This is a genomic window from Mucilaginibacter sp. P5_A4 (genome assembly GCF_056400605.1).
The window spans coordinates 44,619-70,727 of sequence record NZ_JBFUKX010000021.1; the positions used below are offsets into that span (position 1 = coordinate 44,619).

A 26,109-nucleotide genomic window follows, 5' to 3' on the forward strand; every position below is an offset into this window, starting at 1 on the left:
CTTTGTTTTCTTATTTAAAACCATCCTTTGTTGTATAGCAATTTATACAGGGTTTTCTATCAAATGGTACAACAGCTTGCTTAACCCGCTATGCGATACAATGACGCCATTGGTTGACTTTTAATTTACCTATTATATAATTTCGTTTCGTTCAAATTTAATTCAAGCAAAAATTGGCATGGTTTTTACAATCATTTAAGTACATCAAACCATAAAAGCTATGAGATCATTATTGTATATCATCGCAGTTATCCTGATTATAGGATGGGCGATCAGTGTGTTTGCTTATTCAGCAACCGGTTTAATTCATGCCTTGCTTGTTATCGCAATAATTGCACTTTTACTTGGCATCATTCAAAGATCATCTTCAACAATTTAAGCTGAACATATGTCATTTAAAAAGTATTAACGCGGGTTAACAGCCCGCGTTTTATTAAATAAGCAGAATACAATGGAAGCAACCTCATCTGAGCCAAAGAAGAATATATTTGAACAATTTGCCAATGCCGTTACCGCTTGGACCGGCAGTTCTTCGGCATTTATTTTAGCCGCGCTTACAATCGTAGTTTGGGGAGCAACAGGCCCGGTTTTTCATTATTCAGAAACCTGGCAGCTGGTGATCAACACAGGTACTACTATCATTACGTTTTTAATGGTCTTCCTGATCCAGAAATCGCAAAACAAGGAATCTAAAGCGATCCAGTTAAAACTAAACGAATTGATAGCTGCTAACCGGTTTACCAGTAACCGGATGGTAGACGTGGAAGACCTTACCGAAAATGAACTGGATGAGCTGCGCGCCTTTTATGCCAGAGTATCTAAGCTTGCAGAAAAAGACCGCGATATTCACCAATCTCATTCCATTGATAAAGCAGAACGCCTTGAAAAAAAGAAAAGGGAAATAAGGAAGGTAACCAGGAACAATAATGAAAAAAATACCCGTGAATCTTCTCCTGGCCATAAAATGGATGACTTATAATTATTAAAAACCATATTGTACCGCATAAAATAATTTACCGTCTCCTCGGGTTTTCTCACCGGCGAGTTTGCCGCTGTTTTAAGCCCAAAGTGTTCGCAAAACCGGGTTTTGCAAAGTGATTGTGATACCGAAAAAACATATTGCAGCGCACAGCCTGCCACCACCAAAAACGTTAAAGCCTAAACCTACGCTGATTTACACCGGCCACCGGTGCTCTTTACCCTTTTTACTGCCTTAAATAAAGGGTAAATAAACCCTTCTAAATACCCCATAAACAACCATACCTGCCCATGGCCTTCCCGCTACCTTTACTTCATCAGGGATCACCAATATCCCGAATTGAAAAAAAATATTTTAAACACTTAACACATCAAAAAATGACAAACGAGAAGAACGGCAATCTGGATGACATTCATCAGTATGCTATTGCAACAGGAAAGAATTTTTCTGTTGAAAAAGGTGCGGGAGCTTTCAGAGGGGTACAAACGGTAGTAAACCTGGGACTATTAGCTTCACCGCTTGAGTTTAGTTCCATTAAACCATCAGAGCCAACAAGCCCCGAAACGCGGTATAAAGTTGCCGCCTGTACCAGCGTATACAAGCGCGACGAACTGCAGCGTGCCTCTACAGAAATTACCGGTTCGTACGGTGCGGCATCTGGTTCGGTAGCTGCCAGTTATGTTAAAAATATCAGCATATCAGAAACGTCGTCGAGCTATGTGGCGTTTTTCCGCAAGTCATACGGGCATGTGCACCTTAACAGCGATGCCAAATTAACCGCCGATGCCATCACCTTATTAAAAAAAGACGCGAGACAATTTATAGCAAAATATGGTACCGTGTACATATCTGCCTACCAGCTAACTACCGAGCTTTACGGCGAGGTAAAAATTGATGCCTCCAGCATGGCCGATAAGGTTAAAATGGACGTGGCAGTTAGCGCATCATACAACTCACTTTTAGATGCCAAAGGCAATTTTGAGAGCGACCTGCAAAAGTCACAGGCCAAATACAACATGTCTGTTATGGTGAATACTATGGGTACCGATATACCAGGTGGCTCATCAATAAAGGAAATGGCCGAGGCTGTTGCCAAAATCAGGGAACAGAATACGCCAAACCTGGCAATCCTTACCGAGGTTACACTTACCAGTTGGATGCACCTGGCCGACTTTGCAAAAAACGTTAACGACGATGATGTAAAACTGTTTGATTGCCGTATTACGCCTGCACAGTTGGATTTGCATAGTGCAAATTATGAACGCGTAGAATGGATGGCCAATTTCACAAAGGAAAGCATAGAGAACCTGGACAATAAACTGGTTAGGCAATGGCATGTTGACGACAAACCACAAAGGACCGAGAAGCTTAAAGAAGCAAGAGGTTTTGCAAACGATTGGGTAAACAAGCTTTCAAAAATCACCGAAGAAGAGGTTGCAAAACCAGATTTTATTAAAGACCTTACTAACGCGATCATCCAGGTTCAGGAAGAAAAAATTGTACCAGCTTTAAAATTGCACCCTTTCAAGTTTAACATAGTGGCATCGATTGCTTCCAGTTACGACGGATATAGGCCGCTAATGTTTTACCGCTTCTATGTAAAGGTTGACCCGAACGATAAAATCGCAGTGGTTGAAACTGTTATTGACGTAGATAATGATCATGATAATTGCAGGCATTTTCATGGTCACCTGCATGCTAAATATACAGATGGCGGCCATGGTAAAGACGGCACCGTAATAAAACCAACTCTTAGCTTCAGTAACTGGTGGGACCGTACCTGCGGCGGCACAGGCTGGTCAAACACGGTTACCTTTAACAATGGCACAAAAGAAAAGTGCGAACTGAACTACAATGATACCGTAAGAACCAATATTGAATTCGAGTTTACACTCGGGACATTAAAGACACTGCCTTCTGGTAATGAAGATAATGTAACCGAATTAGCGTACACATACTAAAATAACACCTAAGCCATATCTGCTTGTAGATTTTATGAGAAAAGCCTGTAGATTAACTTCTGCAGGCTTTAATATTTTGTTTAAGCATCCCCCACTTAGCGCAAAGTCATATGAGGCTGCCTGCGGGTTGATGACCTGCGATTTATTTTAGATTTTTGTAAAACCGGGACCAAAAAAATTCCGCGCCAATCATACTTAATCAAAGCACCAAATTGACTAAAAAGGAACCATGTATTATTAAGACTGATAGCACGGCAACAACGGTGATGTATGAAATACAATCATATATAGAGAAAATAGAAAAAGATACCCTGCTACGCCAGAAGAAAAACTTTGATAAGCGGATGGAGGTTATAGATTTCATCGATTTCCGGGTCATTGATCAGATTGAAGAACTCCTGCAGAAAACAGGCGAACCAGACAAACTGCTTTTGCTGAAATACCGGGTTGAAAAAGTAAAGGTCGAACTGGAAGAAATTGATATTAACCTATTTCAAAAACTGCAGGCAAAGATCCAGACGGGGAGATATACAGGAAAAGAATTCAAAAAACTGGTTAATGAATACACCGGTTTTAATTTAGACCATAACGAACACCAGGAAGAACCAGGTTATGATAACCTTGATATTTTTATCAACGGATTGTTTCCCCTTCAGACTATGCCGGAGCCGACTAAAGATTTAGCGCCGGAAATGGTATACTACCAAAAAACGCCTGCCAGGATCGTTTTCGAACTCGCAGAGAAATCCCATTTCACGAAAGATGATGTTTTTTTTGATTTGGGCTCGGGCCTGGGCCAGGTAGCCATCCTGATTAATCTCCTCACCGGGGTTACAGTCAAGGGTATAGAGTTTGAGCCGGCCTTTTGCGATTATGCGGCCGATTGCGCGGCAGCGCTCAATTTATCCAACGTGACCTTTATAAACGTCGATGCACGAAAAGCAGACTATTCTGAAGGGACCATATTTTTTATGTTTACGCCCTTCATGGGTGAAATGCTGCAGGAGGTTTTAGAGATCTTGAGGAAAGAATCGTTGCAGAGAAAAATTAAGATTATTTCCTACGGACCTTGCACCGCCCAGGTAGCTCTACAAAGCTGGCTTGATTTTGCTACCCCGAAAGACAATAATAGTTATAAGCTGGCTGTTTTTACCAGTTTATAAAATGAATGTGCCAGGCCCTGTTCCTATAAAGAAAACAGGACCTGACACATCATTTGCAGGTTATTCTTTTTTAAGCCAACAGGTTAGCTTCAGCGCCAAATGCCTGGTCTATTACTATTTTCCAGGTGCCATCGGCCTGTTGTTTCATTACTTCGATGCCCTTGGCAGCTATTTTTACTTCACTCCCATCGGTAATGCTCCATTCAGATCGTCCCAGGGCAATATCGCCTGTTTGAAGGCAATAAACTGTTTTAATTTCCATTTTCCCTTTAATGGATAAAATGGCTTTTATCGATGCTTCAAATTGATCTTTGCCGGATACCGGCTTGTTTGGTTCAGGTACAATAATACCGGTAACATCATACATGCTCATTACTGTGGATACATCGCCTGTGTTAAACGCGGCGGCAAGTGTGGCATGAGCATCCTGTGCTCTTGTTGGTAAGTTCATCTTTTTTTGTTTTTATTGGTGAATAGAAAATTATGACAGAATGGATGAGAAGTTTTTATCGCTAATGACAGCCTTTGCCAGTTTCCCGGCGGTATCATAAACTTTGTTAAATAGAAATGGCCCCATGCTAATCCTTTTTACACCCAGGTCCCCCAGTTCTTCGAAAGCTGGCAAATCGGGCATACACATAACATTAATGGGAAGCTTAGTGGCATTCACCACTGTTTTAATATCATCACTGTTGGTGATACAGGGTACAAAAATCCCGCTGGCGCCCGTGTTTTCGTAGCTCTTGATCCGGGTGAGCGTTTCTGAAAGTGCAGTTGGCAAGCCTAAAAGAAATCCATCTGTCCTGATGTTTAAAAACAATTTCAAATTATTCCTGCTGATGTGATCAGCTATGGCCGCAAGTATTTTTTGAAATTCATCAACAGGCAATAAATTACGGGTTGCACCCGCAATCGTATCTTCCAGGTTTATGCCAGCCACACCGGCGTCATGCAGTTTATTTATATTGGTGATAATACCTGCTATCGTGCGGCTATAACCGCCTTCCAGGTCTACCGAAAAAGGGATATTAACTACCTCAACCACTCGTTTGGCTAATTGCAGCAAGATTTCGAAGGGCAGGTTTTCTCCGTCTTCATAACCCCATGAGTTTGCCAATGCCTGGCTGGAAACGCCAATTGCGTTATAACCATTGGCTTCAAATAGTTTTGCACTATTTACATCCCATATATTGCCTAACAGGAAAGGCGTTGGGTTTTGGTGCAGCTGCGAAAATGTTTCGAAAGTGTTCATACAATAAATGTTTAATATTTAATTATACCAAAGGTATGGCAGTGGTAAATCTTAAAATTGTATAAACCGGAACCGTTTGGAATTTTATTGAAGTAACAGTTGGTTAACAGGAGTTATGTTTTCCATGTACGCAGAGGGCGTAAGGCCGGTAAAAGATTTAAAATCCCTTATAAAGTGCGATTGGTCAAAATAACCGCAGTTATAGGCAATGGCAGTAAAAGGCTGTTCGTTTTTGGCAATAAGCTTAAGGCTGAACTGGAACCTGTTTATTTTATTGAACGAAGTTGGCGAGAGGCCAGTATTCTGGTAAATTAATTTATGCAGGTAACGTGGGGTAATACCATGTTTCGACGCAATATTACCAAGGTTATTTTCGGCTGGGTTCTTTTTGATGCTTGATAAAATATGGGCTACTTTATCAATCTTAAATGATCTTTTTTCGCTGCTTATTAATCTTTTCAATAAAAAAATCTCTATCAGCTCTATTCTTTTACCCTGGTCTTTTGTTTCTAAAAGCTGCGCGTGTAAGGTTTTTGCCGGGCTGCCTATGATATCAGTAAGATCAGAGATCTGGTCGTTAAATACCCCTATTTCGTCATTAAAAAAATAGGCTGCCGAATGCGTAAAAAATTTAATGCCCAACATGGTATGCCTGCCCTTTGACCGGATAGCAAGGGGTTTTGTGATCTGTCCCCATAATTCTATGGGAGGGGTTTTGAGGAATTTATTTTCAACTGACGATTCCCATGTGCCTTCACCCAGGTTAAAGATCACTTCCATATCGCCGCTTGGAAATACGGTATCCTCAAATTCAATGTCCGAATCTGATTCAAAGATATAATAGTGCCTGATGTAAGGCTTTAAAATATCCGATGGAAAAAAATGCTTAAATTCCATATCGTGAATTTATGATTTTTATATTTCTTTTACACCAACAACAATAGCAGGTATTTCTATTTATTCCGGTCGCTGCTGAAAGAATCCCTGAACATTTTCCAGCCTTTTGCAGTTTTCTTCCACAATACCAGGAATTTACCTTCATCAAACAGTTTATTATTAACATCAAACGACTGCCAAAACCCCACTTCGGTTACATATTCTTCACCATCGCCAAATACATCAATGGTAATAAACTTACCATTCCTGAGACCGATTTGCTCATAAGCTATTTTAAAAAATTTGAGCGGCGCTTCTGCACCGCACATTGCCGGTGCATTTGGTGGCATAATCCAGCAATCTTTTGCATAGCGATCAATAAATATGGATGAATCGCCTTTTGCAAAAGCCTGGAAATAGATGCTGTTACTTTCGGCTATCGCTTTCTTAGCCTCTTCAAGATTGGCGTTTCTCTTTGCTTGCTGCGCATCGCAATGGCCAAACAAAAATAACAGGATAAGTAATTGCATCACCGTGGGAATATTGTTTCTATTGATCATAACATTAATTTTATTTGAATTTATTTATCAAAATTACCGCTGCTATCGGCCTTAAAATTGTACAAATCGGAACAAGCATTTAAGTTTATGGCTGGTACTTTCACCGTACCATTTTTCCATATCCGTCTCCCGTCAAAACATAATAGGGCGTCCCCTGTTTACCCTTTAAAATTTCAGTCCCATGACCGATCAACCTACATCAACCTGGCCCGTTTTAGCTTACCACGATCTAAAGGAAACAATCGCCACAGCACATATGTATACCCAGATAGTTGGCAAAATAAGGCTGCAGAAAATGCCCTGGATCAATCATTCATGGCAGGTAACGCTGTATGTAAGCCCCACCGGGCTAACTACCGGCAGTATGCCCTACGATGGCGGCGTTTTCCAGATAGACCTGGATTTTATCAACCACCAGGTACAGATCACCACCAGTGAAGGGATCAGGCTTTATTTTGCACTTGGTGGCCAAACAGTGGCCGGTTTTTATAGTGAACTGATGGATAGTATTCGAAAAGCAGGTGTAGAGGTAGCTATTTACGCGGTACCAAACGAGGTAGACCCCGCTATACCATTTGCAGAAAATCATGCGCCTTGCGGTTACAACGCCGCGGTAATGCATAATTTTTGGCAGGCTTTGGTCAGGATCCATAATGTATTTACCGATTTCAGGGCCGGGTTCCAGGGCAAAAACAGCCCGGTACACTTTTTTTGGGGCGCATTTGACCTGGCTGTTACGCGTTTTTCTGGCAGGCCGGCGCCATTGCACCAGGGAGCTATGCCCAATATACCAAAAGAGGTGATGCAGGAAGCTTACTCGCAGGAGGTAAGCTCATGCGGTTTCTGGCCGGGCTCAGAGGAGTTTCCGCACCCTTCCTTTTATTCGTACTGTTACCCTGCGCCGGATGATTTTGGCACTCAGCAGGTGGCGCCGCCCGAAGCGTTTTACAGCAGCGAAATGGGTGAGTTTTTTTTAACCTATGAAGCTGTACAACGATCTGCCAAACCAGAAGAAACATTGCTGAAATTTATGCAATCTACTTATGATGCAGCCGCCAAAACCGGCAACTGGGACAAAAACCTTCAATGTGACCTATCCGCGCTGAAAAATAGCCGGGATTGATAAGGGATGAAAGAAACTTTTGCAATTGCGAGGCATAATTCGCGAAAATCTGAAGATGCTGTGTTTCTCTAATCGTGCAAAAACTTACGAAGGTTTGAAACTTCGTAAGTTTGGTGCTAAGGTTAAAACCCTTTACTTAAAATCCAGATCTCCTATATATACCGCCCCTTTCGAATCCTTTTTCATTTGTAATACAATAAGTTCCTTTTTTTCCTGTGGGGTTCCGTAATGGGTAAATAGCTCGGCCATAATGGTTGTTGGTCCCGCAATGGTTGCCTGCCTGTCGCCATAATAGTTAATCTCAATTTTGTAGGTGCCTTTTATAGCCTTTTTTAATAAAAACTGCTCGGGGCCAAATCCCTGGGTCATGTCATCCGAAATGCGTCCGCCAATTTCGGTGCGGTTGTGGCCGTAGTAACATTTCTCGTTATTCGGATCGGTTACCCAAAGGTCAATATCGGTATTATTCATATTCCAGTCCATTACAATGCGGATATCTGCCGGTAAGGACTTTATAACTGTTTTAGAAATTGCAGAAAGATTAAGGCGCTCTTTATTTAAGGCGATGATCCTGTTTATTTCGGGTAAAAATATCTCCTGTATGCCATTATAAAGACCATCGGCTTCGGCTGTATAACTCTTTTTCATGGCGGCATAAAGTACATCTAAAGCCTTCTGGTGTTCGCCGGCATCCTCCAAAGCCAGGCCATAGTCGCGGTAACTTTGCGGATCTAAGGGGCGTAATTCGGTAACTTTTTTAAAGGCAAATACCTCACCCTCGAAATCTCCGGTTTGTTTTAATTTATAGCCCAGCATTTTATATAGCTCATAGCTGCCCAGGTCTAACTCGGCCAAATTACTTAATATGCGCTGGCCCAGTTCTTTGTTCCCGGTTTTTATAAAATAGTCGGCCACATCAAAATAGTAAACAGGGTTGCCGCTAAAGGCCTGCCTCAACTCCAGGTACTTTTGATATTGTCCGCCCTTGGCTGTTTTTTGGATAGTTTTTAAATAATCGGCATTTGCTGGATTGTAGGTAATATTGATTCCCTCTTTTTGTTTTAATTGGCTAACAACAGAGTCGGCGTTGGCTGCCCGGCCATTTTTAGTGGTTACTACAATTACTCCATTTGCGGCTCTAACACCATAAATGACTGTTGTATTGGCATTCTTTATCACATTTATTGATGCAATATCATTAGGGTTAATATTGGGTGGATTGCTGGTTGCCACTCCATCAACAACGTACAATGGCTGCGTGTTACCCACACTGGAGTTACCACGAATAAATACTTTGTCGGCTGAACCCGGAGTACCTGGATTTACCGATAAACCTGCTACCCGCCCTTGTAAATAGGCCGGTTGTATTGCTTGCACAGCCCCTGTAGCAGATGTTTTTCTTTGTCCTCCGTATCCAATCACAACAACTTCATTAAGCTGGCTGGAGCCTGGTGCAGCCTGGGTTGCTTTATACCTGGCCACCTCGTTTGTTGTTGCCTGCCTCACATCCGCATTTCCTACGGGTTCATCTATAACCACAGCTGCAACTGCAGCAACTGTATTTTGACGAGGTGTTTTCCTGTTCTTGGGCTTGGGTTTAACCTCATGCTTAATATCGGCATTCCACCATTGCGTTAAGTCATTTAGCATATATTGAGCAGTGCTAAGATTTTCCCGTTGGGGTTGCACATTATTGGGTGCCCTTTGCTTCATAATGGCATCATACTGTTCGCGCAATTCGGCAGGCGGTTCAATCCCGTATTGAATATAATCGTACACGGTTTCTAAAACAATGAGGGAAGTGTTGCGTGTTACTATACCAAAACGTTTACCTAATGATTCAATGTCCTGCCGGTTGGTGTCGTAGTTAATATCCAGCTCGCTTATCTTTTTTTGCGCCCATAGTTTGGCCACATCAACATCTTCAACCGCGTTTTTTGCCAGGTCGAGTATGATCACTTTTTCATAGCTCACCTTATCGCCATAACCATATTGTAAAGTGATGGCCTGGTTAGGGTTTCGCGTAATACCTGCAATTGAAAATGTACGGCCAACCGCGACCGGCAAAGAAGGGTAATTTTCTTCGACTGAAGTGCCGGCCTTTATCCCTAAAAAATGCAGCGGCTGAGTAGTTAAACTTTTTAGCGCCTTGTCGTTATCATCCCTCGTCAGGTCAATAAGTTCACCATGCGTTTTCAAGGCTATCAGTTTCAGGTTACTATAATCGGCCGATGCTGATGAATTGATACAATAAACAGGTTTGCTACTCAATTTTATGGTCTTTTCGCCAAAGGTTTGATGTCCGTCGCTCATTAATAAAAACTCGTCTGCCTGGTATTGCGCTAAATTGACGTTTCCCAGGTTGGTAGCCCCGTCATAGGTAATATGTTCCAGGTCGTTTTTAAGTGCCAACCAATTACCATTACTGATACTATATGCTTTAGTGCTTAAAATGGTATTACTAAAGCTTACCAAAGTAATTTCGGCATTATTTATCTTTCTGAAATAAGCATCCAGCAGGGCAAATTCCTTTTTGCTGTCGCGGTTGGCGCCGCTTAAGGATGCATCCCACAATAAGCCGATGCGGTGAGGAGCGGGCTTGTTTATAATTTTAGCCTGCAGGGTAGTGTTGACGAAATAATAATATTTATTGCCCTGTGCCTGTATCATTACCTCATTTGCATTCAATGGTTTTGGTATCGAGAAAGACAGGGAATGATCAGGGGTATAGTTACTTTTTTCGATAGAGGCAGTATAGGTATTTTGATGGTTATCAAACTGCAGGTTATCACCATTGGAGTTATCGGCAACCGGGGCTGTTACGCTTTGAATTACAGCCGCGTTAAGCGAAAACTTATCTACCGTATCTTTTACATTGAGGGGTAACGTAAATTTCAGATTGCCGTTATCTGCCAGCGGGATCTCTTCTTCGTAACCGATAATTACAGTGCGCGTGCTGTGCGGATTAATGGGATAAATACGGGTACGAAAAGTGTTACCCTCTACTTTTTCCAGCAAACCCGGATCAACCCTGCGGCGTTCAATAGCCTCAAAAACTACTGTACCCTTCCCCCTGTCGACCGGAACGGCCTCGCGCATTTTGCCGTTAATATCTAAAGCATACCGGCTGATGCTTACACCATCTTTAAGCGGGAAAGTTAATGTGCCTTCTAAAATACGGGACGTGGTGTTAAAGAAAGTCATTTGCCAGGTGGTACGACTGATATTACCGTAAATGGCAACGTCAATTTTTAGTTGTTGCAGCTTTACGCCGTTATTGCTTTTACCATCTACAGTAAGTTGCGGGCTTTGGGCAAAGGCAGTTGATACCTGTAGTACTATGAATACAGTTACCGATAAAAAAAATAAATTTAGTCTTTTCATGGATTGCTTATTTCCTGTTAGATGCAGGGATTATAAACATTCCATAAAATGATTTAAAATTATCTCTCCTGCCTCCCCGCAGGATCTCTCATCGGGGTCGTGTTTGCAGCATGCCGGGTTAATTTACGGCGGCGCCATAGCTATACAAACTCCGCAATAAAGGTAAATACTCATGAAAAACAGGTAAAAACACGGGGGTTTAAAAACAGGTATTTACACGCTTATCTGCGGTAGTATTTAAAAGCAACTTTGTTATGCAAAAGCTTTTGAAAAGTGGAGATCAGCTACCACTCAAAAAAACGGGCTTACCTGTAAATGCATCGTTACAGGGGCAAATCCCCAAAAGCCTTACGTAGGGGAAAACTAAAGCAATTCAAACATGAGTACGTTCTTAGATTTACAAAATGGTTGGTATAATGGATTCTCACAAGGCTTGGGACAAAGCCCGGATTCCTTCCAAATCATTCAGCCAGCGCCACCTATTGCAAGTGGCTCTGCAGCAAACAGTATATTCTGGGCATATTACAATAATATCCCACCTTTTTCTTTAACACAGCAGTTTGCAGCAAGCGGTGGTAATCAATTCTACAACGATTACAGAGGTTTACTGTCTGCCCTGGTTCCTTCAAGAGAAATAAATGTTAAGGAGGATATCGGTGCAGCCAATTATGCAAAATGGCAAGCCTACGTTTTAAGGCTCCCTACGCTTCCCAGTATGAATCAAATCCCTACTATGTTTAGAAACTGGGCTATGTTTTATGCACCAAGCGTTGCCAATATTGGTTCTTCTGATTATGCCGCTATTTTATTAGATCCTATTGCTACTGCTCAAAACGAACTGGCTTTAATTTATACAGATGCATTAGGACTTCCAATAAATTTCGATTGGCAGCTTAGTTATACCGATATGGTAAACCAGTTAAACAGTAGTCCTCAAAGAGCATTCACATTTAACAGCAACAGCATGAATTCTAATGTAAGCAATTCATGGACAGGCGGCTCCGATTCAGGATTCTTTGGACTTTGGGGAGGCAGCAGCTCTACGTCTTCAATCAGTGAGCAATTTGCCGCAAGCAATGTAACAGTTAGTGCCACATTCGACAATGTATTGGTTTTTGCTAATACACCTGGTGCCTGGTACTACTCATCTGCAATGGGGCTGGCTTATGCTAACCAAACCGGAAACCCATGGAGCCCGGGCTCTTCTATCAATTGGAACAATACTTTTGGCACCAATGGAAACATGCAGCGTTTTGGCGCCAACGTAATTGTTGCTTCTGGTATGTCGGTAACAATAACTTCTGATGCTTCCTATTCTACATTGGATCAGCAGACTATTACATCGAGCGGATCTGCCGGATTCTGGCCATTCTATTGCGGCAGTAGCGGCAGCTCATCAACCAATACAGCAACCTTTAACGAGAACGGTAATTTACAAATTACCACATCAAGCATACAAGGTGTGCCTATTGTGCTGGGTGTTAACGTACTATCTGCAGGAGAATTTGTTGGGCACTCATCAGCGCCTGCTATTGCTCTTTATGCCTCAGCAAAAAATTTCGAAGAGGTAAATGCATAATTTCTTTTGAAGGCTGGCTAAAAACCAGCCTTCATTTTTCGGTTGATTATTATATACCGCTAATGACAAACATAAATCTTCCTTGCGACAGCATTACAGCAATTACAGATGCCTGGTACAACCAGCTGGCAGCCAGCCTGAACTTGTCGATCAATAATTTTCAGCTGATACAACCTCTTGCTATGCCAAAAGATGATGAAAGTCTTTGGGCTTATTTTAATACCGTTCCCCCGCCAACTTTAAAATATAATTACTGGTTATATAACCAGCCCAGCTTTTTTAGCCAATATGCAGCCGTAATAAACCAGCTGGCATTTCCCGACAGCACTTTTAGAAAAGACATAGGTGCTGCCAACTATGCAAGATGGACTGTTTATTTAAAGAGTTTATCGCCCCAGCCACCTGCCAATACATTACCAACTGTGTGGTTTCAATGGGCTATGATAAATGCGCCGTCTGTAGCTAACATCGGACGTACCGACCTCTCCTATCAGTTGCTTATTAACAGCGGCCAGGCAGCTTTAAAACCCTATGAAGGGTCAAATGCAAAACCGGTTGATTATTTACCTTCTTTTTCTTATTTAACATCGACATTGCGGGCATCGCCGCCCACAAATTTCTCATTAAACGATAATCCCAATGTATCAAAGTCATGGATACCCGGTTATGACCCTAATTTTTTTGGATTATGGACCGGGAGTTGGTGCGGCTTACATTTGAATAAAAAGTTTGCGCTAAGCACCATTTCTATTACAGTAAGTTTCGACCATTTTTGTGTTGTGCCCATAATGCCCGGTGCCTGGTATAACTCAGGACTGCTTCATCTTGCATTGGTGTCAAAAACGACTCCCCCATGGACAACGCCCGCTAACTGGGACGAGTACTTTGGCAGCGATGGAACGTTTAATTATGCTATTGGATCTGTGCTGGCTGTGGATGGAATTACGCTTAGCCTTACTTCTGACGCTGACTTTACCGCCGATGAGCAAATATTAATTAAAGCAATGGTTGAAATGGGCTACTGGCCTCTTTACAGTCTTCAACAATCTTCTGTTATTACCAACAGCGTTTCCTTTGAATCCGGGAAAATGACCATCCAGGTTCAATCTACCCCCGGTAATCTTGTTTTAATAGGTAATAATGTTTTTGGTATAAACCAATACTTAGGTGGCAGTTAAATTATAACAATAACATAACGCGGGTTATATCCTGTTAATTTTCCTCGTCAGTAAAACGTATATTTTGCTTAATTGATTGAAGGTGGTGTTGGTTAACTTGTTGTTTCAATGTATCAAAGTCGAAGTTGTGATTTGTACCACAATCAAGCATATTGAAATATACCGAGGGACTTATACTTTCAAAGTATTCGATAATATTGCTGGTCCATATGATCTGGCAGTTCCCTTTAATTAACGGAATTATTTCGGCAATACCCTCCTGGAACTTAATCGACCGGATATGACAGCTTTCCAGGTTTCCCTGCGGAAAAAACAGCAGCAGGTTACCCGGTTCGGCAAGCTGTTCGGCAGCATATGCAAAACTTTCCCTGATGGACTTTTTACCCGGCTCAACAGAAAAACTGCCGCAATACCTAAGCCAGCGGTTCTTTTGCATCTGCTTTTTTAACGACATGATGTATAAACGCTTCATCTGCCCCTGCTTTAAAATTACCTTCCAGGCTAAATAGAAGCCTAAAAAACCATCGCCAAAGCCAAAGTGATTACATAATAAAATATAGGAATGACCGGGCTTAATTTCAATTGGGTTAATAACCAGTTTATTTAAACGTGATTTTAAAACCTTTTCAACCAGGTACCCGGCAATTTTCAATAAAAAAAGGGGCAGTGGTTTTGATTTAATGATCATAACAACAGACCTCCTAAAACTACAGCAAAACGTTTATTAATTATTTCGTGGCTTTCATCCATATCTATTATTTCGGCGTTTTTTATCCCGGCTAAAAAAGCTTTCCCGATAGCAAGCGGGTACTTTTTGTCACGCTTCCCAAAAATGAAAATGCTCCTTATAGCATATTCGTTAAGTAACCTGGTCAGCTTTGCTTCATCGGTTATTAAAAACCGCAAATAAGTAAAGCATGCGTACATGTTAAACCTTAACTCTTCTGTTTCAATTTCTTTTAGCAAAATATTATAGCCTTCGGCATCCACAAGGCCAACTCTTTTGCAGGTAACCAACAGGTTTACCATGGCGTTTTTACTTAAAACTATTTTCTCTAAAATTTTATTCCCGGCCGCATTCCTGCTAAAAAAACTAACCAGGCTACCCGGTTTAATAGACGATGGCGCCGCAACAATATATTCGTTGATCATAGCCGGAAGTTCTTCAACAATCGCTGTTGCATAATGCGATCCCATGGAATAACCTATTACCGAAAACCGGTCTATCTGCTGGGCTTTGCAAAAGGAAACTATTAAATCAGCCAGTTGTTTTTTGGCAAGCCCGGTTTTTACAGCTGCTAAACTGTTATCTTTCAATTTGGTTTCTTTATGAAAGAAAAGGTCAAATCCCCAAAAGGTATATTTATTGCCAAGTTGGGGCGCTAAAGCTAAAAATTGTTTGCCATGCATACCAAAACCATGAAAACACAGCATATGCGCTTTCCCGGTCCCAAATTTATAATAATGGAGATCTACTAAGTCGGTTTGATAGTAATGTGAGGTCAATGGCTTAAGCTATTTTATCAATTAATGCCAAAGCCCAGGCGTAGTCACCATCATGCGATATGGTAAGACTTACCTGGTAACATTTAAGATTAGGTTGTAAAACCACATGCGGGCGACCGGAAGCTTTTGTCCGGATAATTTCTATTTTTTTCCAGCTTAACGGCGACGGATCAATTTGCTTAACCGCCTTGTAAACGGCCTCTTTGGCTGCCCAGGTAGATGCGTAACGGAGAACTGGATCGCTAAAACTATCGCAGTAGTCAATTTCGGCAGCGGTATAAACTTTATTTTTAAACAGGTCGGTTAAAGAGTTTTTAAAATCGGCTAAGCATACCAGGTCGTTACCTACTGCAAATCGCTGCAGGGCTGTTAATTCCTTCACCGATGATTCTAATTTATGCTCCATCTACAGGTATTGCCATAATATTGAAGCCGCCATCAACAAAATGAATATTGCCGGTTACCTTTTTTGAAAGATCTGAAAAGTAATACAGTGCTGTATCCCCCACGTCCCCCGCATCAATATTGCCTAACGGAGCCGTAATTTTCCCTAATTTCCTGATCTTGCGAATCCCGCTTATGCCCCCTGCAGATGATGTCATGACCAAGCCTGCCGAAATCGCGTTTACCCTCACCTGTTTGTTTCTGAAATAACTGGCCAGATATAATACAATGGTTTCAAGGGCCGCTTTGTTGATGGCCATACCCGCATATTCGGGGAATACCCTGCTTCCGGCATTGTAGGTAAGTGTTAGGATAGATGCATTTTTTTGCAGCAGGTTTTCGGCCACCCGCGCTATCCTTAACAGCGAATAGGCGCTGATATTGAAGGAATCCATCAGGTCTTCAAACGGGATATCGATATATGATGGTGCAGGCTCTTTGCTGCCTGGCAGGGAAGAACACATCACTTTTTGATTGCCAAAAGCTACGGCGTGCAGTATATAATCAATGGGGCCCAATTCCTGGTATACAAAGTTTAAAAACGCTGTAATTTCGTCTTCATTCCTTACATCTACCTGTTTGGCAAAGCGGGTATCAATATTTAGCCTTTCCATCAGGTAAAGTACATCGTCTTTAGTATCCTCAACATAGCTAAGCGCAAGCTTGCAACCCGATTGATTTAGTTTTAAGGCAACATCATAAGCAATGGAGCTATCGTTCCTTACACCAAATATTACGGCTACTTTATTGTTGTTACTAATCATATTTTATGCTTCGATACTTTTAAAGCACTATTTGTGCCGCCAAATCCGTAATTAAGGCAAACAACACTATTAATCTCTTTTGAAAAGCTTTTTTGCGGCACCAGGTTCCGGTAAGCTTCCAGTGGTTTGGAGGGGCCTGTCCATTGGCTTGTTTTTTGGTAGCCTTCCAGTTCGGGGTTAAGTTGTACCGAATTTAAACATGGCAGTACTTTCTGTTCTTTAAGCATCAGCAAAGCCGTAATAAACTCCACCGCTCCGGCTGCGCCAAGCATGTGCCCGAATTGCGATTTTGGCGCCGAAATATGATAACCATCCTCGCCTAAAACATCTACTACGCTCAACAGTTCAATAGCATCTCCTGCCGGTGTAGAAGTACCGTGTACTTTTACAACATCCGGTTTACCTTCACTCTCAGCAAGCAAACCTTTCCATAAGCGTTTCTGGCCGGCAAAGGATGGGAAAAACATATCGCCGTCACCATCAGAGTTATTAAAATAATCATCAATAACACCTAATATTTCGGCTCCCCTGGCAATAGCCTGCTCATATTCTTCAAGCGCTACAATGCCTGCACCAAATGAACATACAAATCCATTCCTGTTTATATCAAAAGGGCGGGAACTTTCTTCGGGACTAAAGCCTTTGCTTAATACCTGCATACCATCAAAACCAATAAAGGTTTCTAATGATGTACCTTCAATTCCACCGGCAATAACCCGGTCCTGTAAACCAAATTTGATTAACCGGTAGGCGTAACCTATATTGCCAAGCCCGGTTGCACAGGCAGATCCGATAGCCTCACAAACCCCTTTATTTTTTATCAGTATAGATACATTGGCAGCCTCACGGAAAACCATGGTACGGTCAACAGTGTGCCCGCCGCTTAATCGCGTTTTTTTACCCAATTCATAAAAATTATGCCAGGCGTTCCGTAATATCACGTTACCGGCTCCACCAGAGCCTATAACCACACCGGTTTGTTCTGATTGGGTTTCTATGTCCGACCAGCCTGCCATTTTTATGGCATCTAAAGTGGCCAGCATCGCCCAGATACTCCCAACATCGGCAGTGGCTAAATTGGCAGGCGGTATCCGGTCCAAATTATCAACATAGGTTTCCGGGTAGTTTGCAGCTAATGATGAATAGATCACATCAATATTCATCTCCTGTTCTGTTATATAACCAGATACAGACGACCGGATATTTTTGCCATGGGCCAGGGCCTGGTCCCATGACCGGATCAGGCTTTGGTCTGCAAATATTTTCCGGCTAAAATCATCCAGATTTTCACAGGCAGGGAAAGCTCCGCCCATTCCTACAACCGCTACTTTCCTGCCTTTCATATTAGTTTTTTTCTTTTGATTTCAATATCAGGTTAACAATATCTTTAACCTGCGACCCTAAATCATCAATATCATCATCTTCAAACTCAACATCAAACTTCTGCTCGGTTTTAGCCACAATATTTATCATCTCTGTTGATGGTGTATTCAGGTCTTTTATAAAATCAGTTTCTTCTGTGATGCCCACCAATTTATCCGGATTTATTGTTCTTACGGTTTTAAGTATCTCTACCAAACCATCAATAATTTCTTGTCTTTCCATTAATATTTTAATTGCTGTTAAATTAATTCTTTTTTAATTGATCTTCCTGTTATGTCATTAAATTCGGCAATAAGGGTAAAACCTTCTCCTATATCATAGGCCAGCAAACGCTCTTCGGTAAAATCCTCAAAATGCTTATCCAGGTCAATACCTTCGGGGCATTTATAGATCCTTCCATCGCAAACTATCTGCCTGAATTTATAAAATTTTATATTCCCGATACTTATAAATGTATCGCCCTTTTCTAAATACCCTATAAAATTTACCTGGCCAATGCTCAAAAACCTGGGCATGAATTTTTTGGATAACTCTGCCGGAGTTGAGGCTAATTTCTGGCATTCTAAAAATACACTGCACGAACCGGAAGTTGCCTGCGCAAATGCTTCTATCTGGTCAACCCCTCTAAAAATATTGAAATGGTCTTCCACATCCCGGTCATTCGGGGTATAACTTGCAACAATACCTACATTTGGCGAATGCCAGTGATAGTTGTCAACCAGCAACTTTGTTGGTCCGTGGTTAACCAGTACATCTTTCGGGTCCGACTCACTTAAATTGTGTATCAATACTCCCTGATCATAATAACCCGCCATTAATATGTATGTTAGTTCCGTTTATATAAGATGCTTTGTCTGAAACAAGAAAAGCCACCACTTCTGCCACCTCGTTTACGCTCCCAAAGCGGTTAGCCGGTATTGATGTAAGGAATTTTTGCTTTTCGGCTTCCGGGATCCGATCGGTCATATCTGTTTCAATAAAACCCGGCGAAATGCTGAGTATTCTTATTGCATGCTCCTCATTAAGCGCTGCCACTTCTTTAGCCAACGATTTTGAGAACGCTACCAAACCGGCTTTGGTGGCTGCATAAACTGCCTGGAACGCATTGCCTGTTTCGCCAACAACCGAACTTACATTGATAATTACACCCCGTTTTTTTAACGTGAAAATTTTCATTGCAGCCTTGCAGATCATGACAGGGGCCTTAAGGTTTACCTGCAGGATCCTGTCAATATCGTTTTCGGGCTGGTAAATTAAAGATTTATCTAACGTTATGCCCGCGTTATTAATTACAGCTACCAGGGTATCCCCATGCTCTTTTTTTAAGCGGGTGCAAAACTCTTTAAGTTCCTGCCTGTCGCTCAAATCGGCACAAAGTAAATGGTTGCCGGGCTCAATATGGGTAAAACTTTCTTTGCGGGTAGCATGTAATATTAAAGTATATTCTTTTGAAAGTATTTTTGATATTGCCAGGCCTAAACCCCTGCTTGCTCCGGTTATCAATATCTTTTTTTCAACCATTTGGTAAACGATTTTTTACGTATCAATTAAAAGTTATTTCGGTAGATGTATTTTCAATATTGCATTACGTTAACCAATGGATGATTAAATCAACATAACCCAAATTGTGGTTCGGAACAATAACTTACCAATACATTATTATACTCAACAGTGAATCTGTATTCCAAATGTAAGTTTTAAATTGCAATTCTATAAACAGTTTGGCCCCATTTACCATTAAATAATAACCTGTACCTCGATTTTAAATAAGAGTCAGGAATCAAGATACAAGAATCAAGACAAGTATTGCGAACTGGCTATTAGCAGGTTATATGCTAAGAAGCTGTCTAAAAATAAAAAAACAGACCGTCATTGCGAGGTACGAAGCAATCCCCGACTATGCAGATCGGAATTGCAAAGCTACCCTGTAAGGCGGGGATTGCTTCGTGCCTTATAATGACGTGTTCGTAAATCATTGATTGTCAGTACTGTTTTTTAATATAATCTATGTCATTGCGAGGAACGAAGCAATCGCATACTATACAGGGCGGATCTGCACAGTTCGCGATTGCCGCGCTGCGCTCGCAATGACATGGGGTTGTGAGGCCGTAAACCCAACATGTCATCCCCATTTTTTCCAGGATTACCCTGGTGGATACTCGCAATGACGCGTAGGATATGATTCTTGACTCTTGATTCTTAACTTCTATTAATGATTTATCCTGTTAAGGCCTTCTTTTGCCTGGGTATCTATGCTGTTTTGATATTCATGGTTTTTCATCTGCAAGGCCTGGTTGTAATAGTCGGCAGCTTTTTTATAATCTTTTTTCTGTTCGTAAATAACACCAGAGAATAATGCCGAATTGGCCGCATAATAATAGGTTTCTTTTTTGCCGATGTTAATGGCCCTTTGATAGTTGGTTAAAGCATCATTGAAAACATTCATACGGTCATACGTACGTCCAAACCTGTAATAAAGCTCAATTTTATCCCTTATGTTTTTAAGATCGTTTACCTGTTTTGATTTTAATTGTACCAATGCGTTGTTATAATAGCCGCCATCAAAATACAGCCTTGCTTTTAAAAGCTCAAGATCGGGCTTAACGTCATTAGCTTCCTTTAAAGCTTGTTTGTCTTTTTCGTCGGTGGCGTATCCTTTGGTACGCGTCAGCTTTATATAATTATTGTAATTGTTTAAATCATTCTTTAAAAGATAATAGTAGGCCAGTTTTTGATAGGAGTCTTTAATATAATTGATCCCCCTGGTTTCTTTTAAAAACTTTAATAAGTAAACATTGGCATCAGTATCCATACGGCATAATTTTGCATTACCCAACAAATAACTTATTGCCGGCAATGCAGGATACTGGGCTGATTTTGGTGCGTTTTGAAGGTAATTAATAGCCTCGTCGTTATGCCCGGTTTTGTAGGCAACATAGCCTTGCAAATAAGCTTTCAACAGGCTTTTATCAGCCATCCCATCTAATAACTGCGCCAGGCGCGCATAGTTGTTCCTGCTGTGTAATACATCTATATCAGTAAAGCAGAGCAAAAAAACAGCCTCATCGTTATAATAACTATATGGCGAGCCTGCTATTTGGGTTCTGAATTTTTCCAGCTGTTTATAGCCGCTTGCGATATCCCCCCGAATGCCAAAAAAATTCGCTATCCCTCTTAAGTTAGATGGAATGGCTCCAAATATCACATCCAGTAAAGCCAGGCTTTTTTGGTTGGGTAAAAAATCTTTGTATTTCTTAGTGTTTTCATTCAGCAGGTTTTTAGCCTTATTTAAATCCAGGGTAGAGGCGGTATAATCACCAAATTTGGCTTTTAACATTCCCCATTGAAGATAGATCTCGGCCTGGGCAAATAAATAATAAGGGGAATTTTCATCATTATCTTTTATTGCATCAATCCTGTCCGACTTCAGGTCTTTTAATTTTTCATATTCACTTTTATTTTCTGAGGTAAGCAGGTGCAAATAATCGGCGTAATTATCAAGCAGAACAGTAATGCCATTTTGCGGATTTCTTAATTTTTCGTCCTGGATATATTTTTTAGCGTCATTAAATTTTAACTCATATATGGCTTTATAAGCCGCGATTGAATTGTTATTGAATACAAAATTCGCCTTTACAGACAATTGAAAACCTAATAAGAACGATAGTAGTAAAACAGATTTATAAAACATTTTAAAAAGATAACGACCAGCTTTAAGCTTTGTTTACGATTTCAATATAGATTAGCCTCAAAGCTATAGGTTTAAATGCAGTTTTAAGCTTTATTGTTTATTTTTTGTCTTATACCTGATAGCTTTCAATACAATCAGGTGAAGAAAAACATCATAAAATAGTTTTACAAAGGCATAGAAAATCAACTCCCGCAGGAGTGCTCGGTTTAGGTCTCCTGTTTATTTCAGCTCCTTTTAAGAGTATTATCCCTTGAGTGTTCGAAAGATTTTTTTCCCTCCCAACGGGCTACCGTGTGTACACATCTTTTTAATAAAAGAAAATCTCATTTCGATTGAGCTTGAGGGGGAAAGAGGGGGGCGAAAGAGAAACTATCTCTTGAGCGCAGCGAAAAATCTTCTGCGACAGGCAGTCGGCTATGCACAGTTTAGAGCAAGATGTAGAAGATTTCTCCTTGCCCCTGGCGCTTAATTCTCACTCTGGGCTATATACCTATCTCTATTGTCTATTGATTTTCAATAACTTACGAGGTCTGCAAAAGGCTTGGTAGCCGCTTTGGGTTTTCACCTCTCTGACTTCTACAAAAATAGCGTTTCCAGCCTAATTTCGCAACTTTTTGAATTATGGTCCCAGGTTCGAGCCGAACCAGGCGCATTAAATTATGCTTAATGCCAAATTTAGGGTTATACCGTAAACAATTGCGGAATGCCTTCTTTTTTCTGTTGTACCATACCTCGATGTAATCGGATATTTCCATTTTGGCCTGCACCCTAGTCTGGAATTTTCTATGGTACCATTTCGGTATTTAGCGTTTTAAAGAAGCTTTCTGCAATGGCATTGTCCCGGCGGTTCCCTTTTCTGCTCATACTTTGCAATAAGGGCTGTCCCTGCACGTATTCTTAGCTAAAACTTCAAAAAAGCTTTTCCTTAAAATGTATCACATCTTCCTTGTTTTGTATAACGGGCGGCCAAACCCGCCTCCTAATTTTGTGTCATTATTTAAAGACAAATAATAATGAACAAAATGAAAAAAACAATAGTAGTAATTGGAGCAACAGGCTCACAAGGTAAGGGTGTGGTAAATGCCCTTGTAGATGAAAGTTCCTTCAATGTAATAGCAATAACCCGTAATCCGGAAAAATATTCAGGCAAGGCACATGAAGCAGTTTATGCAGATTTAAACGATTTACAGTCATTAAAAGTAGCGTTTAAGGATGCTTATGGCGTATTTGTGGTAACCAACTTTTGGGAAGGTGCAGACGAAATTGCCCAGGGAAAAAATGCCGTTGAAGCAGCAAAGACTACAGGGGTGCAGTATTTTATTTGGTCAACACTTCCTGATGTTGAATCAATAAGTAATGGTGAATTCGACGTTCCTCATTTTACAAACAAAGCAAAGGTAGATGCCCTGGTGAAAAATGCAGGGTTTAAATACTCAACATTTGTTGAAGCTCCATTTTATTATCAAAATCTTGTCGGACGGCTTGCACCACAGCCAAAACAAGACGGCACAACCGGCTGGACGCTGCCGGTCGATCCGACAAAAAAAGTGATCCATTGGTCGGACATCAATGATTTGGGAAAAGTAGTGGCAGGCGCATTTTTGCAGCCCGAAAAAGCCGGCAATGGCAATTACCTTGCATTGGCAACAGAACTGAATAGTTTCAACGACGTTCTCGAAGCCTATAAAAGGCACGGCGAAGCGTTCAGCTTTACCCAAGTCCCGGGTGAAGTGTTTTCAACTTTTTTTGAAGGAGCGAAGGAAATGGCGGAAATGTTTGGATATTGGGAAAAATACACATACATGGGGCCAGGTTCAGCGTTACGGATTGAATTGGCAAAAGAAATTGCCACCGGTGAATTTGTTACGTTTGACGCATGGCTAAATCAAAACAATTAGGGAAACAAAAATCTCAGATAAAAAGTGGGTTGAACAGGGGGATTTTAAACTCATTCATTAAAATAATTGTAATTTTAGGTAAATCCAGACGTGAAACATTTTAAAACTATAACCGAACTGTACACAATAAATGGATTTCCTCCCCCGGAAAATCCGTTGCTTGGCGTGTTAACATTTGAAGATATAAAAAACTGCAATTTTGTTTATTCGGAATTCACGATGGGCTTTTACAAGATTGCTTTAAAAAAGGTAAAATCTGGTACACTCTTGTATGGTAAGACTAAGTATGATAGCGATACCGGCTCTATGTTTTTTTTGAAACCCAATCAAATCCTACAGATGAGCAACCTTGAGTTAACAGAAGAGGGATTTATGATCTATGTAGATGAAGATTTTTTGGTCAATCATCCTCTTCATGCTACAATTAAAAAATACGGCTACTTCGATTACGAAGCAAATGAGGCACTGCATTTATCTCCTAAAGAGGAAGAAACCATTTGGGACCTGTTTTATAAAATACGGGAGGAATATTACAACAACCAGGATGATTTCAGTAAAGACATAATGTTAGCCCATATTGAGTCCATTCTGAAATATTCGTCAAGATTTTACAAGCGGCAATTCTTAAACCGGACTGCTTTGTCAGGTACAATAATTTCTAAGTTTACAGAAATACTGAAGGTATATTTTGAGAGCGGAAACCTTCAAAACCATGGCTTGCCAACAGTAAAATATATGGCGTCGCAGTTATCATTGTCGGCGGGATATCTTAGCGACTTATTGAAACAGGAAACCGGTAAGACTGCCCTGGACCACATTCATACAGCTTTAATCATTGAAGCAAAAAATATATTGATGAGTACAGACAATACTGTAGCAGAAACTGCATTTCAACTTGGCTTTGAAAATGCTCCCTATTTTTCGCGATTATTTAAAAAAGCTGTCGGGATCACTCCAACTGAATATAGATGCCAGTTGTTAAAATAATGAAATAACAATACAACCGACGATGGTAAAAACGAGCAACCTATTCCAAGAGGTAAAGACGAGGGCAGGCGGGATACAACCCGCAATAATCAATAACAAAATTTTATAAAACTTAATAAAACCCAATAAAGCTTAATAAAACTTAAACTTTATTACATAAAACCCTGCCGGTTGATTTCCAGGCAGGGTTTTTTGTTTTGATAAACTTTGCTACTATCTTTAAAAAAACATCCCGTTTCAAATACAAAATCAATACATGTACGACAACTCATGTCGTACATATATTAAAAAAATATCAATGTAACATACTTTATATTAATTACTTGTATAATAAATTTACCTACTTACCGGATTTTTATGCACAAGGGTTTCACTGTTGAAACGGAACACCTTAAGCTTTCCGCTTATGCCGGTATTAAATCACTTCTGCCATCGGTGCCAAAACCTTTTCTTCATCACCCTTCCCTATCATTCCGTTTATCGAAAAATGCATTTTTAAACACTCTAAAAAGTTTTGGATGGCTGGTGTTTGCTTGCAGGTAGCGGCATACCAAGCCCGTTTTGCAATGCTGTGATGCAATGGTTTTGTAACAATATTGCGACCTGCAAGGTATGGTTTCACAATCCAGTCGGCCATAACGCTGATGCCGAGGCCCGCGTTCACCATCTCGATGGTGGCATCGGTGTAGTGGATCCGGTGCAAAGTTTTGGGCTTTACCTGCTGCGCCTGTATTAACGATTCTATCACCGGGGTGTCCTGGTATGAGGGATCATAAAGCGGTAAAATCAGCTCCTCATCCTGGAAATCGGTAACGTGAATTACGTCCTTTTTTGCCAGCGGATGGTCCTTACAAATGATTGCCACCAGGTAATCTTCAAAGATATGCTCGTACGTTATTTTAGGGTTGATCATCTGCGTACGCACGATGCCAATGTCCAGCTCACCGCGCATCAAATACTCCAGCGGGCGGCGCGTTGCATCCGATAAAATGTGGATATTGATATCAGGCCAGCGGTTTTTGTAATATTTGATGATGCCTGGCAGCCAGTGGTAAGCAGTATAACATTGCATGCTGATGGTGAGTTTTCCGGTCTTCCCGTTCTTGTAATTCTGGATATCTTCCTCCAAAGAATTGATCTCCGCAAGGATCTTTTCGGCACTCCGCAGGAAGCGGTAACCATGCTCAGAAAGGTGCAGTTTTTTCCCCTGCCGATGGAAAACCTCGATGTCCATTTCGCGTTCCAATTCTTTCAATTGATGGCTCAGTGCCGACTGTGTAAGGTGCAAAGTTGAGGCCGCTTTGGTGAGCGATCCTTCCTTTGAAATGGTATCAACCAAACGGAAATGATGCAGCGCGATATTCATATATTAGTTTTTCTA

At 41.0% G+C, this 26,109-nt stretch carries 24 protein-coding genes; 9 read left to right on the forward strand and 15 right to left on the reverse strand.

The features are described 5' to 3' along the window. Positions 1-220 precede the first annotated feature (220 nt). The 4 genes from AC1DQW_RS14375 (at position 221) to AC1DQW_RS14390 (ending at position 4,103) form a co-directional block, all read left to right on the forward strand. Positions 221-379 (forward strand): lmo0937 family membrane protein, encoded by a 159-nt coding sequence (locus AC1DQW_RS14375; protein WP_477405023.1) that lies wholly within the window; start codon positions 221-223, stop codon positions 377-379. Positions 380-451: 72 nt separating this feature from the next. Next, positions 452-979, forward strand: coding sequence for a low affinity iron permease family protein (locus AC1DQW_RS14380; protein WP_477454711.1), 528 nt, complete (start codon positions 452-454; stop codon positions 977-979). 377 nt (positions 980-1,356) lie between these two features. Next, entirely contained in the window at positions 1,357-2,940 is a 1,584-nt protein-coding gene (locus tag AC1DQW_RS14385) for a hypothetical protein (RefSeq protein ID WP_477454712.1), read from the forward strand. Positions 2,941-3,152: 212 nt separating this feature from the next. Beyond that, complete coding sequence (locus AC1DQW_RS14390) at positions 3,153-4,103, forward strand: class I SAM-dependent methyltransferase (RefSeq protein WP_477454713.1); 951 nt, start codon at positions 3,153-3,155, stop codon at positions 4,101-4,103. A gap of 70 nt (positions 4,104-4,173) precedes the next feature. On the opposite strand, the gene AC1DQW_RS14395 is transcribed toward AC1DQW_RS14390, so the two are convergent. The 4 genes from AC1DQW_RS14395 to AC1DQW_RS14410 all read right to left on the reverse strand — a co-directional run bounded on the left by AC1DQW_RS14395 (position 4,174) and on the right by AC1DQW_RS14410 (position 6,791). Beyond that, on the reverse strand, positions 4,174-4,554 hold the full coding sequence (locus AC1DQW_RS14395; RefSeq protein WP_477454714.1) for a YybH family protein: 381 nt from the start codon (positions 4,552-4,554) through the stop codon (positions 4,174-4,176). A 30-nt stretch (positions 4,555-4,584) separates the two neighbouring features. Continuing rightward, positions 4,585-5,355 (reverse strand): isocitrate lyase/PEP mutase family protein, encoded by a 771-nt coding sequence (locus AC1DQW_RS14400; RefSeq protein WP_477454715.1) that lies wholly within the window; start codon positions 5,353-5,355, stop codon positions 4,585-4,587. 84 nt (positions 5,356-5,439) lie between these two features. Further along, positions 5,440-6,252, reverse strand: a complete 813-nt coding sequence (locus tag AC1DQW_RS14405) for a DUF6597 domain-containing transcriptional factor (protein ID WP_477454716.1) — start codon at positions 6,250-6,252, stop codon at positions 5,440-5,442. Between the two features lie 56 nt (positions 6,253-6,308). Next, positions 6,309-6,791: a YybH family protein gene (locus AC1DQW_RS14410; protein ID WP_477454717.1), complete on the reverse strand. Its 483-nt coding sequence runs from the start codon at positions 6,789-6,791 to the stop codon at positions 6,309-6,311. 181 nt (positions 6,792-6,972) lie between these two features. Here AC1DQW_RS14410 and AC1DQW_RS14415 point away from each other — a divergent pair, with 181 nt between their 5' ends. Next, positions 6,973-7,914: a DUF5996 family protein gene (locus tag AC1DQW_RS14415; protein WP_477454718.1), complete on the forward strand. Its 942-nt coding sequence runs from the start codon at positions 6,973-6,975 to the stop codon at positions 7,912-7,914. A gap of 132 nt (positions 7,915-8,046) precedes the next feature. On the opposite strand, the gene AC1DQW_RS14420 is transcribed toward AC1DQW_RS14415, so the two are convergent. Then, entirely contained in the window at positions 8,047-11,298 is a 3,252-nt protein-coding gene (locus tag AC1DQW_RS14420; protein ID WP_477454719.1) for a VIT domain-containing protein, read from the reverse strand. Between the two features lie 379 nt (positions 11,299-11,677). Here AC1DQW_RS14420 and AC1DQW_RS14425 point away from each other — a divergent pair, with 379 nt between their 5' ends. Both AC1DQW_RS14425 and AC1DQW_RS14430 read left to right on the forward strand, forming a co-directional pair. Next, positions 11,678-12,877 carry a hypothetical protein gene (locus AC1DQW_RS14425; RefSeq protein ID WP_477454720.1) on the forward strand — a complete coding sequence of 400 codons (1,200 nt, stop codon included), beginning with the start codon at positions 11,678-11,680 and terminating at the stop codon, positions 12,875-12,877. A 62-nt stretch (positions 12,878-12,939) separates the two neighbouring features. Then, the gene (locus AC1DQW_RS14430) at positions 12,940-14,055 is read left to right on the forward strand and encodes a hypothetical protein (protein ID WP_477454721.1); all 1,116 of its coding nucleotides are present in this window, start codon (positions 12,940-12,942) and stop codon (positions 14,053-14,055) included. Between the two features lie 34 nt (positions 14,056-14,089). On the opposite strand, the gene AC1DQW_RS14435 is transcribed toward AC1DQW_RS14430, so the two are convergent. From AC1DQW_RS14435 to AC1DQW_RS14475, 9 genes are all read right to left on the reverse strand, one after another. After that, entirely contained in the window at positions 14,090-14,743 is a 654-nt protein-coding gene (locus AC1DQW_RS14435; RefSeq protein ID WP_477454722.1) for a lysophospholipid acyltransferase family protein, read from the reverse strand. Further along, a complete protein-coding gene (locus tag AC1DQW_RS14440; protein ID WP_477454723.1) occupies positions 14,740-15,561 on the reverse strand; it encodes an alpha/beta fold hydrolase in 822 nt (273 codons plus the stop codon). Before AC1DQW_RS14440 ends, AC1DQW_RS14435 begins: the two co-directional genes overlap by 4 nt. 4 nt (positions 15,562-15,565) lie before the next feature. Beyond that, positions 15,566-15,967, reverse strand: a complete 402-nt coding sequence (locus AC1DQW_RS14445) for a holo-ACP synthase (protein WP_477454724.1) — start codon at positions 15,965-15,967, stop codon at positions 15,566-15,568. Next, positions 15,957-16,769, reverse strand: coding sequence for an enoyl-ACP reductase FabI (locus tag AC1DQW_RS14450; RefSeq protein WP_477454725.1), 813 nt, complete (start codon positions 16,767-16,769; stop codon positions 15,957-15,959). The genes AC1DQW_RS14445 and AC1DQW_RS14450 overlap by 11 nt, the downstream gene beginning before the upstream one ends. Then, positions 16,766-18,112 (reverse strand): beta-ketoacyl-[acyl-carrier-protein] synthase family protein, encoded by a 1,347-nt coding sequence (locus tag AC1DQW_RS14455; RefSeq protein WP_477454726.1) that lies wholly within the window; start codon positions 18,110-18,112, stop codon positions 16,766-16,768. The genes AC1DQW_RS14450 and AC1DQW_RS14455 overlap by 4 nt, the downstream gene beginning before the upstream one ends. A 1-nt stretch (position 18,113) precedes the next feature. Continuing rightward, on the reverse strand, positions 18,114-18,374 hold the full coding sequence (locus AC1DQW_RS14460; protein ID WP_477407967.1) for an acyl carrier protein: 261 nt from the start codon (positions 18,372-18,374) through the stop codon (positions 18,114-18,116). A gap of 17 nt (positions 18,375-18,391) precedes the next feature. Then, positions 18,392-18,967 (reverse strand): hypothetical protein, encoded by a 576-nt coding sequence (locus tag AC1DQW_RS14465; RefSeq protein ID WP_477411811.1) that lies wholly within the window; start codon positions 18,965-18,967, stop codon positions 18,392-18,394. Further along, positions 18,951-19,673, reverse strand: a complete 723-nt coding sequence (locus AC1DQW_RS14470) for an SDR family oxidoreductase (RefSeq protein WP_477454727.1) — start codon at positions 19,671-19,673, stop codon at positions 18,951-18,953. The genes AC1DQW_RS14465 and AC1DQW_RS14470 overlap by 17 nt, the downstream gene beginning before the upstream one ends. A 688-nt stretch (positions 19,674-20,361) precedes the next feature. Further along, positions 20,362-21,843 carry a tetratricopeptide repeat protein gene (locus AC1DQW_RS14475; RefSeq protein ID WP_477454728.1) on the reverse strand — a complete coding sequence of 494 codons (1,482 nt, stop codon included), beginning with the start codon at positions 21,841-21,843 and terminating at the stop codon, positions 20,362-20,364. Positions 21,844-22,865: 1,022 nt separating this feature from the next. Between AC1DQW_RS14475 and AC1DQW_RS14480 the strand changes: the two genes are divergently transcribed. Next, the gene (locus AC1DQW_RS14480; protein WP_477454729.1) at positions 22,866-23,741 is read left to right on the forward strand and encodes an NmrA/HSCARG family protein; all 876 of its coding nucleotides are present in this window, start codon (positions 22,866-22,868) and stop codon (positions 23,739-23,741) included. A 90-nt stretch (positions 23,742-23,831) separates the two neighbouring features. Then, entirely contained in the window at positions 23,832-24,728 is an 897-nt protein-coding gene (locus AC1DQW_RS14485) for a helix-turn-helix domain-containing protein (protein ID WP_477454730.1), read from the forward strand. A 415-nt stretch (positions 24,729-25,143) separates the two neighbouring features. Here the strand turns inward: AC1DQW_RS14485 and AC1DQW_RS14490 are convergent, their stop codons facing one another. Continuing rightward, the gene (locus tag AC1DQW_RS14490; RefSeq protein ID WP_477454731.1) at positions 25,144-26,094 is read right to left on the reverse strand and encodes a LysR family transcriptional regulator; all 951 of its coding nucleotides are present in this window, start codon (positions 26,092-26,094) and stop codon (positions 25,144-25,146) included. Positions 26,095-26,109 lie beyond the last annotated feature (15 nt).

Coding starts and splice junctions, on each gene's coding strand:
- AC1DQW_RS14375 (WP_477405023.1), top strand. CDS start 221: ATGAGATCATTATTGTATATCATCGCAGTTATCCTGATTATAGGATGG.
- AC1DQW_RS14380 (WP_477454711.1), top strand. CDS start 452: ATGGAAGCAACCTCATCTGAGCCAAAGAAGAATATATTTGAACAATTT.
- AC1DQW_RS14385 (WP_477454712.1), top strand. CDS start 1,357: ATGACAAACGAGAAGAACGGCAATCTGGATGACATTCATCAGTATGCT.
- AC1DQW_RS14395 (WP_477454714.1), bottom strand. CDS start 4,554: ATGAACTTACCAACAAGAGCACAGGATGCTCATGCCACACTTGCCGCC.
- AC1DQW_RS14400 (WP_477454715.1), bottom strand. CDS start 5,355: ATGAACACTTTCGAAACATTTTCGCAGCTGCACCAAAACCCAACGCCT.
- AC1DQW_RS14405 (WP_477454716.1), bottom strand. CDS start 6,252: ATGGAATTTAAGCATTTTTTTCCATCGGATATTTTAAAGCCTTACATC.
- AC1DQW_RS14410 (WP_477454717.1), bottom strand. CDS start 6,791: ATGATCAATAGAAACAATATTCCCACGGTGATGCAATTACTTATCCTG.
- AC1DQW_RS14415 (WP_477454718.1), top strand. CDS start 6,973: ATGACCGATCAACCTACATCAACCTGGCCCGTTTTAGCTTACCACGAT.
- AC1DQW_RS14420 (WP_477454719.1), bottom strand. CDS start 11,298: ATGAAAAGACTAAATTTATTTTTTTTATCGGTAACTGTATTCATAGTA.
- AC1DQW_RS14425 (WP_477454720.1), top strand. CDS start 11,678: ATGAGTACGTTCTTAGATTTACAAAATGGTTGGTATAATGGATTCTCA.
- AC1DQW_RS14430 (WP_477454721.1), top strand. CDS start 12,940: ATGACAAACATAAATCTTCCTTGCGACAGCATTACAGCAATTACAGAT.
- AC1DQW_RS14435 (WP_477454722.1), bottom strand. CDS start 14,743: ATGATCATTAAATCAAAACCACTGCCCCTTTTTTTATTGAAAATTGCC.
- AC1DQW_RS14445 (WP_477454724.1), bottom strand. CDS start 15,967: ATGGAGCATAAATTAGAATCATCGGTGAAGGAATTAACAGCCCTGCAG.
- AC1DQW_RS14450 (WP_477454725.1), bottom strand. CDS start 16,769: ATGATTAGTAACAACAATAAAGTAGCCGTAATATTTGGTGTAAGGAAC.
- AC1DQW_RS14455 (WP_477454726.1), bottom strand. CDS start 18,112: ATGAAAGGCAGGAAAGTAGCGGTTGTAGGAATGGGCGGAGCTTTCCCT.
- AC1DQW_RS14460 (WP_477407967.1), bottom strand. CDS start 18,374: ATGGAAAGACAAGAAATTATTGATGGTTTGGTAGAGATACTTAAAACC.
- AC1DQW_RS14465 (WP_477411811.1), bottom strand. CDS start 18,967: ATGGCGGGTTATTATGATCAGGGAGTATTGATACACAATTTAAGTGAG.
- AC1DQW_RS14470 (WP_477454727.1), bottom strand. CDS start 19,673: ATGGTTGAAAAAAAGATATTGATAACCGGAGCAAGCAGGGGTTTAGGC.
- AC1DQW_RS14475 (WP_477454728.1), bottom strand. CDS start 21,843: ATGTTTTATAAATCTGTTTTACTACTATCGTTCTTATTAGGTTTTCAA.
- AC1DQW_RS14480 (WP_477454729.1), top strand. CDS start 22,866: ATGAAAAAAACAATAGTAGTAATTGGAGCAACAGGCTCACAAGGTAAG.
- AC1DQW_RS14490 (WP_477454731.1), bottom strand. CDS start 26,094: ATGAATATCGCGCTGCATCATTTCCGTTTGGTTGATACCATTTCAAAG.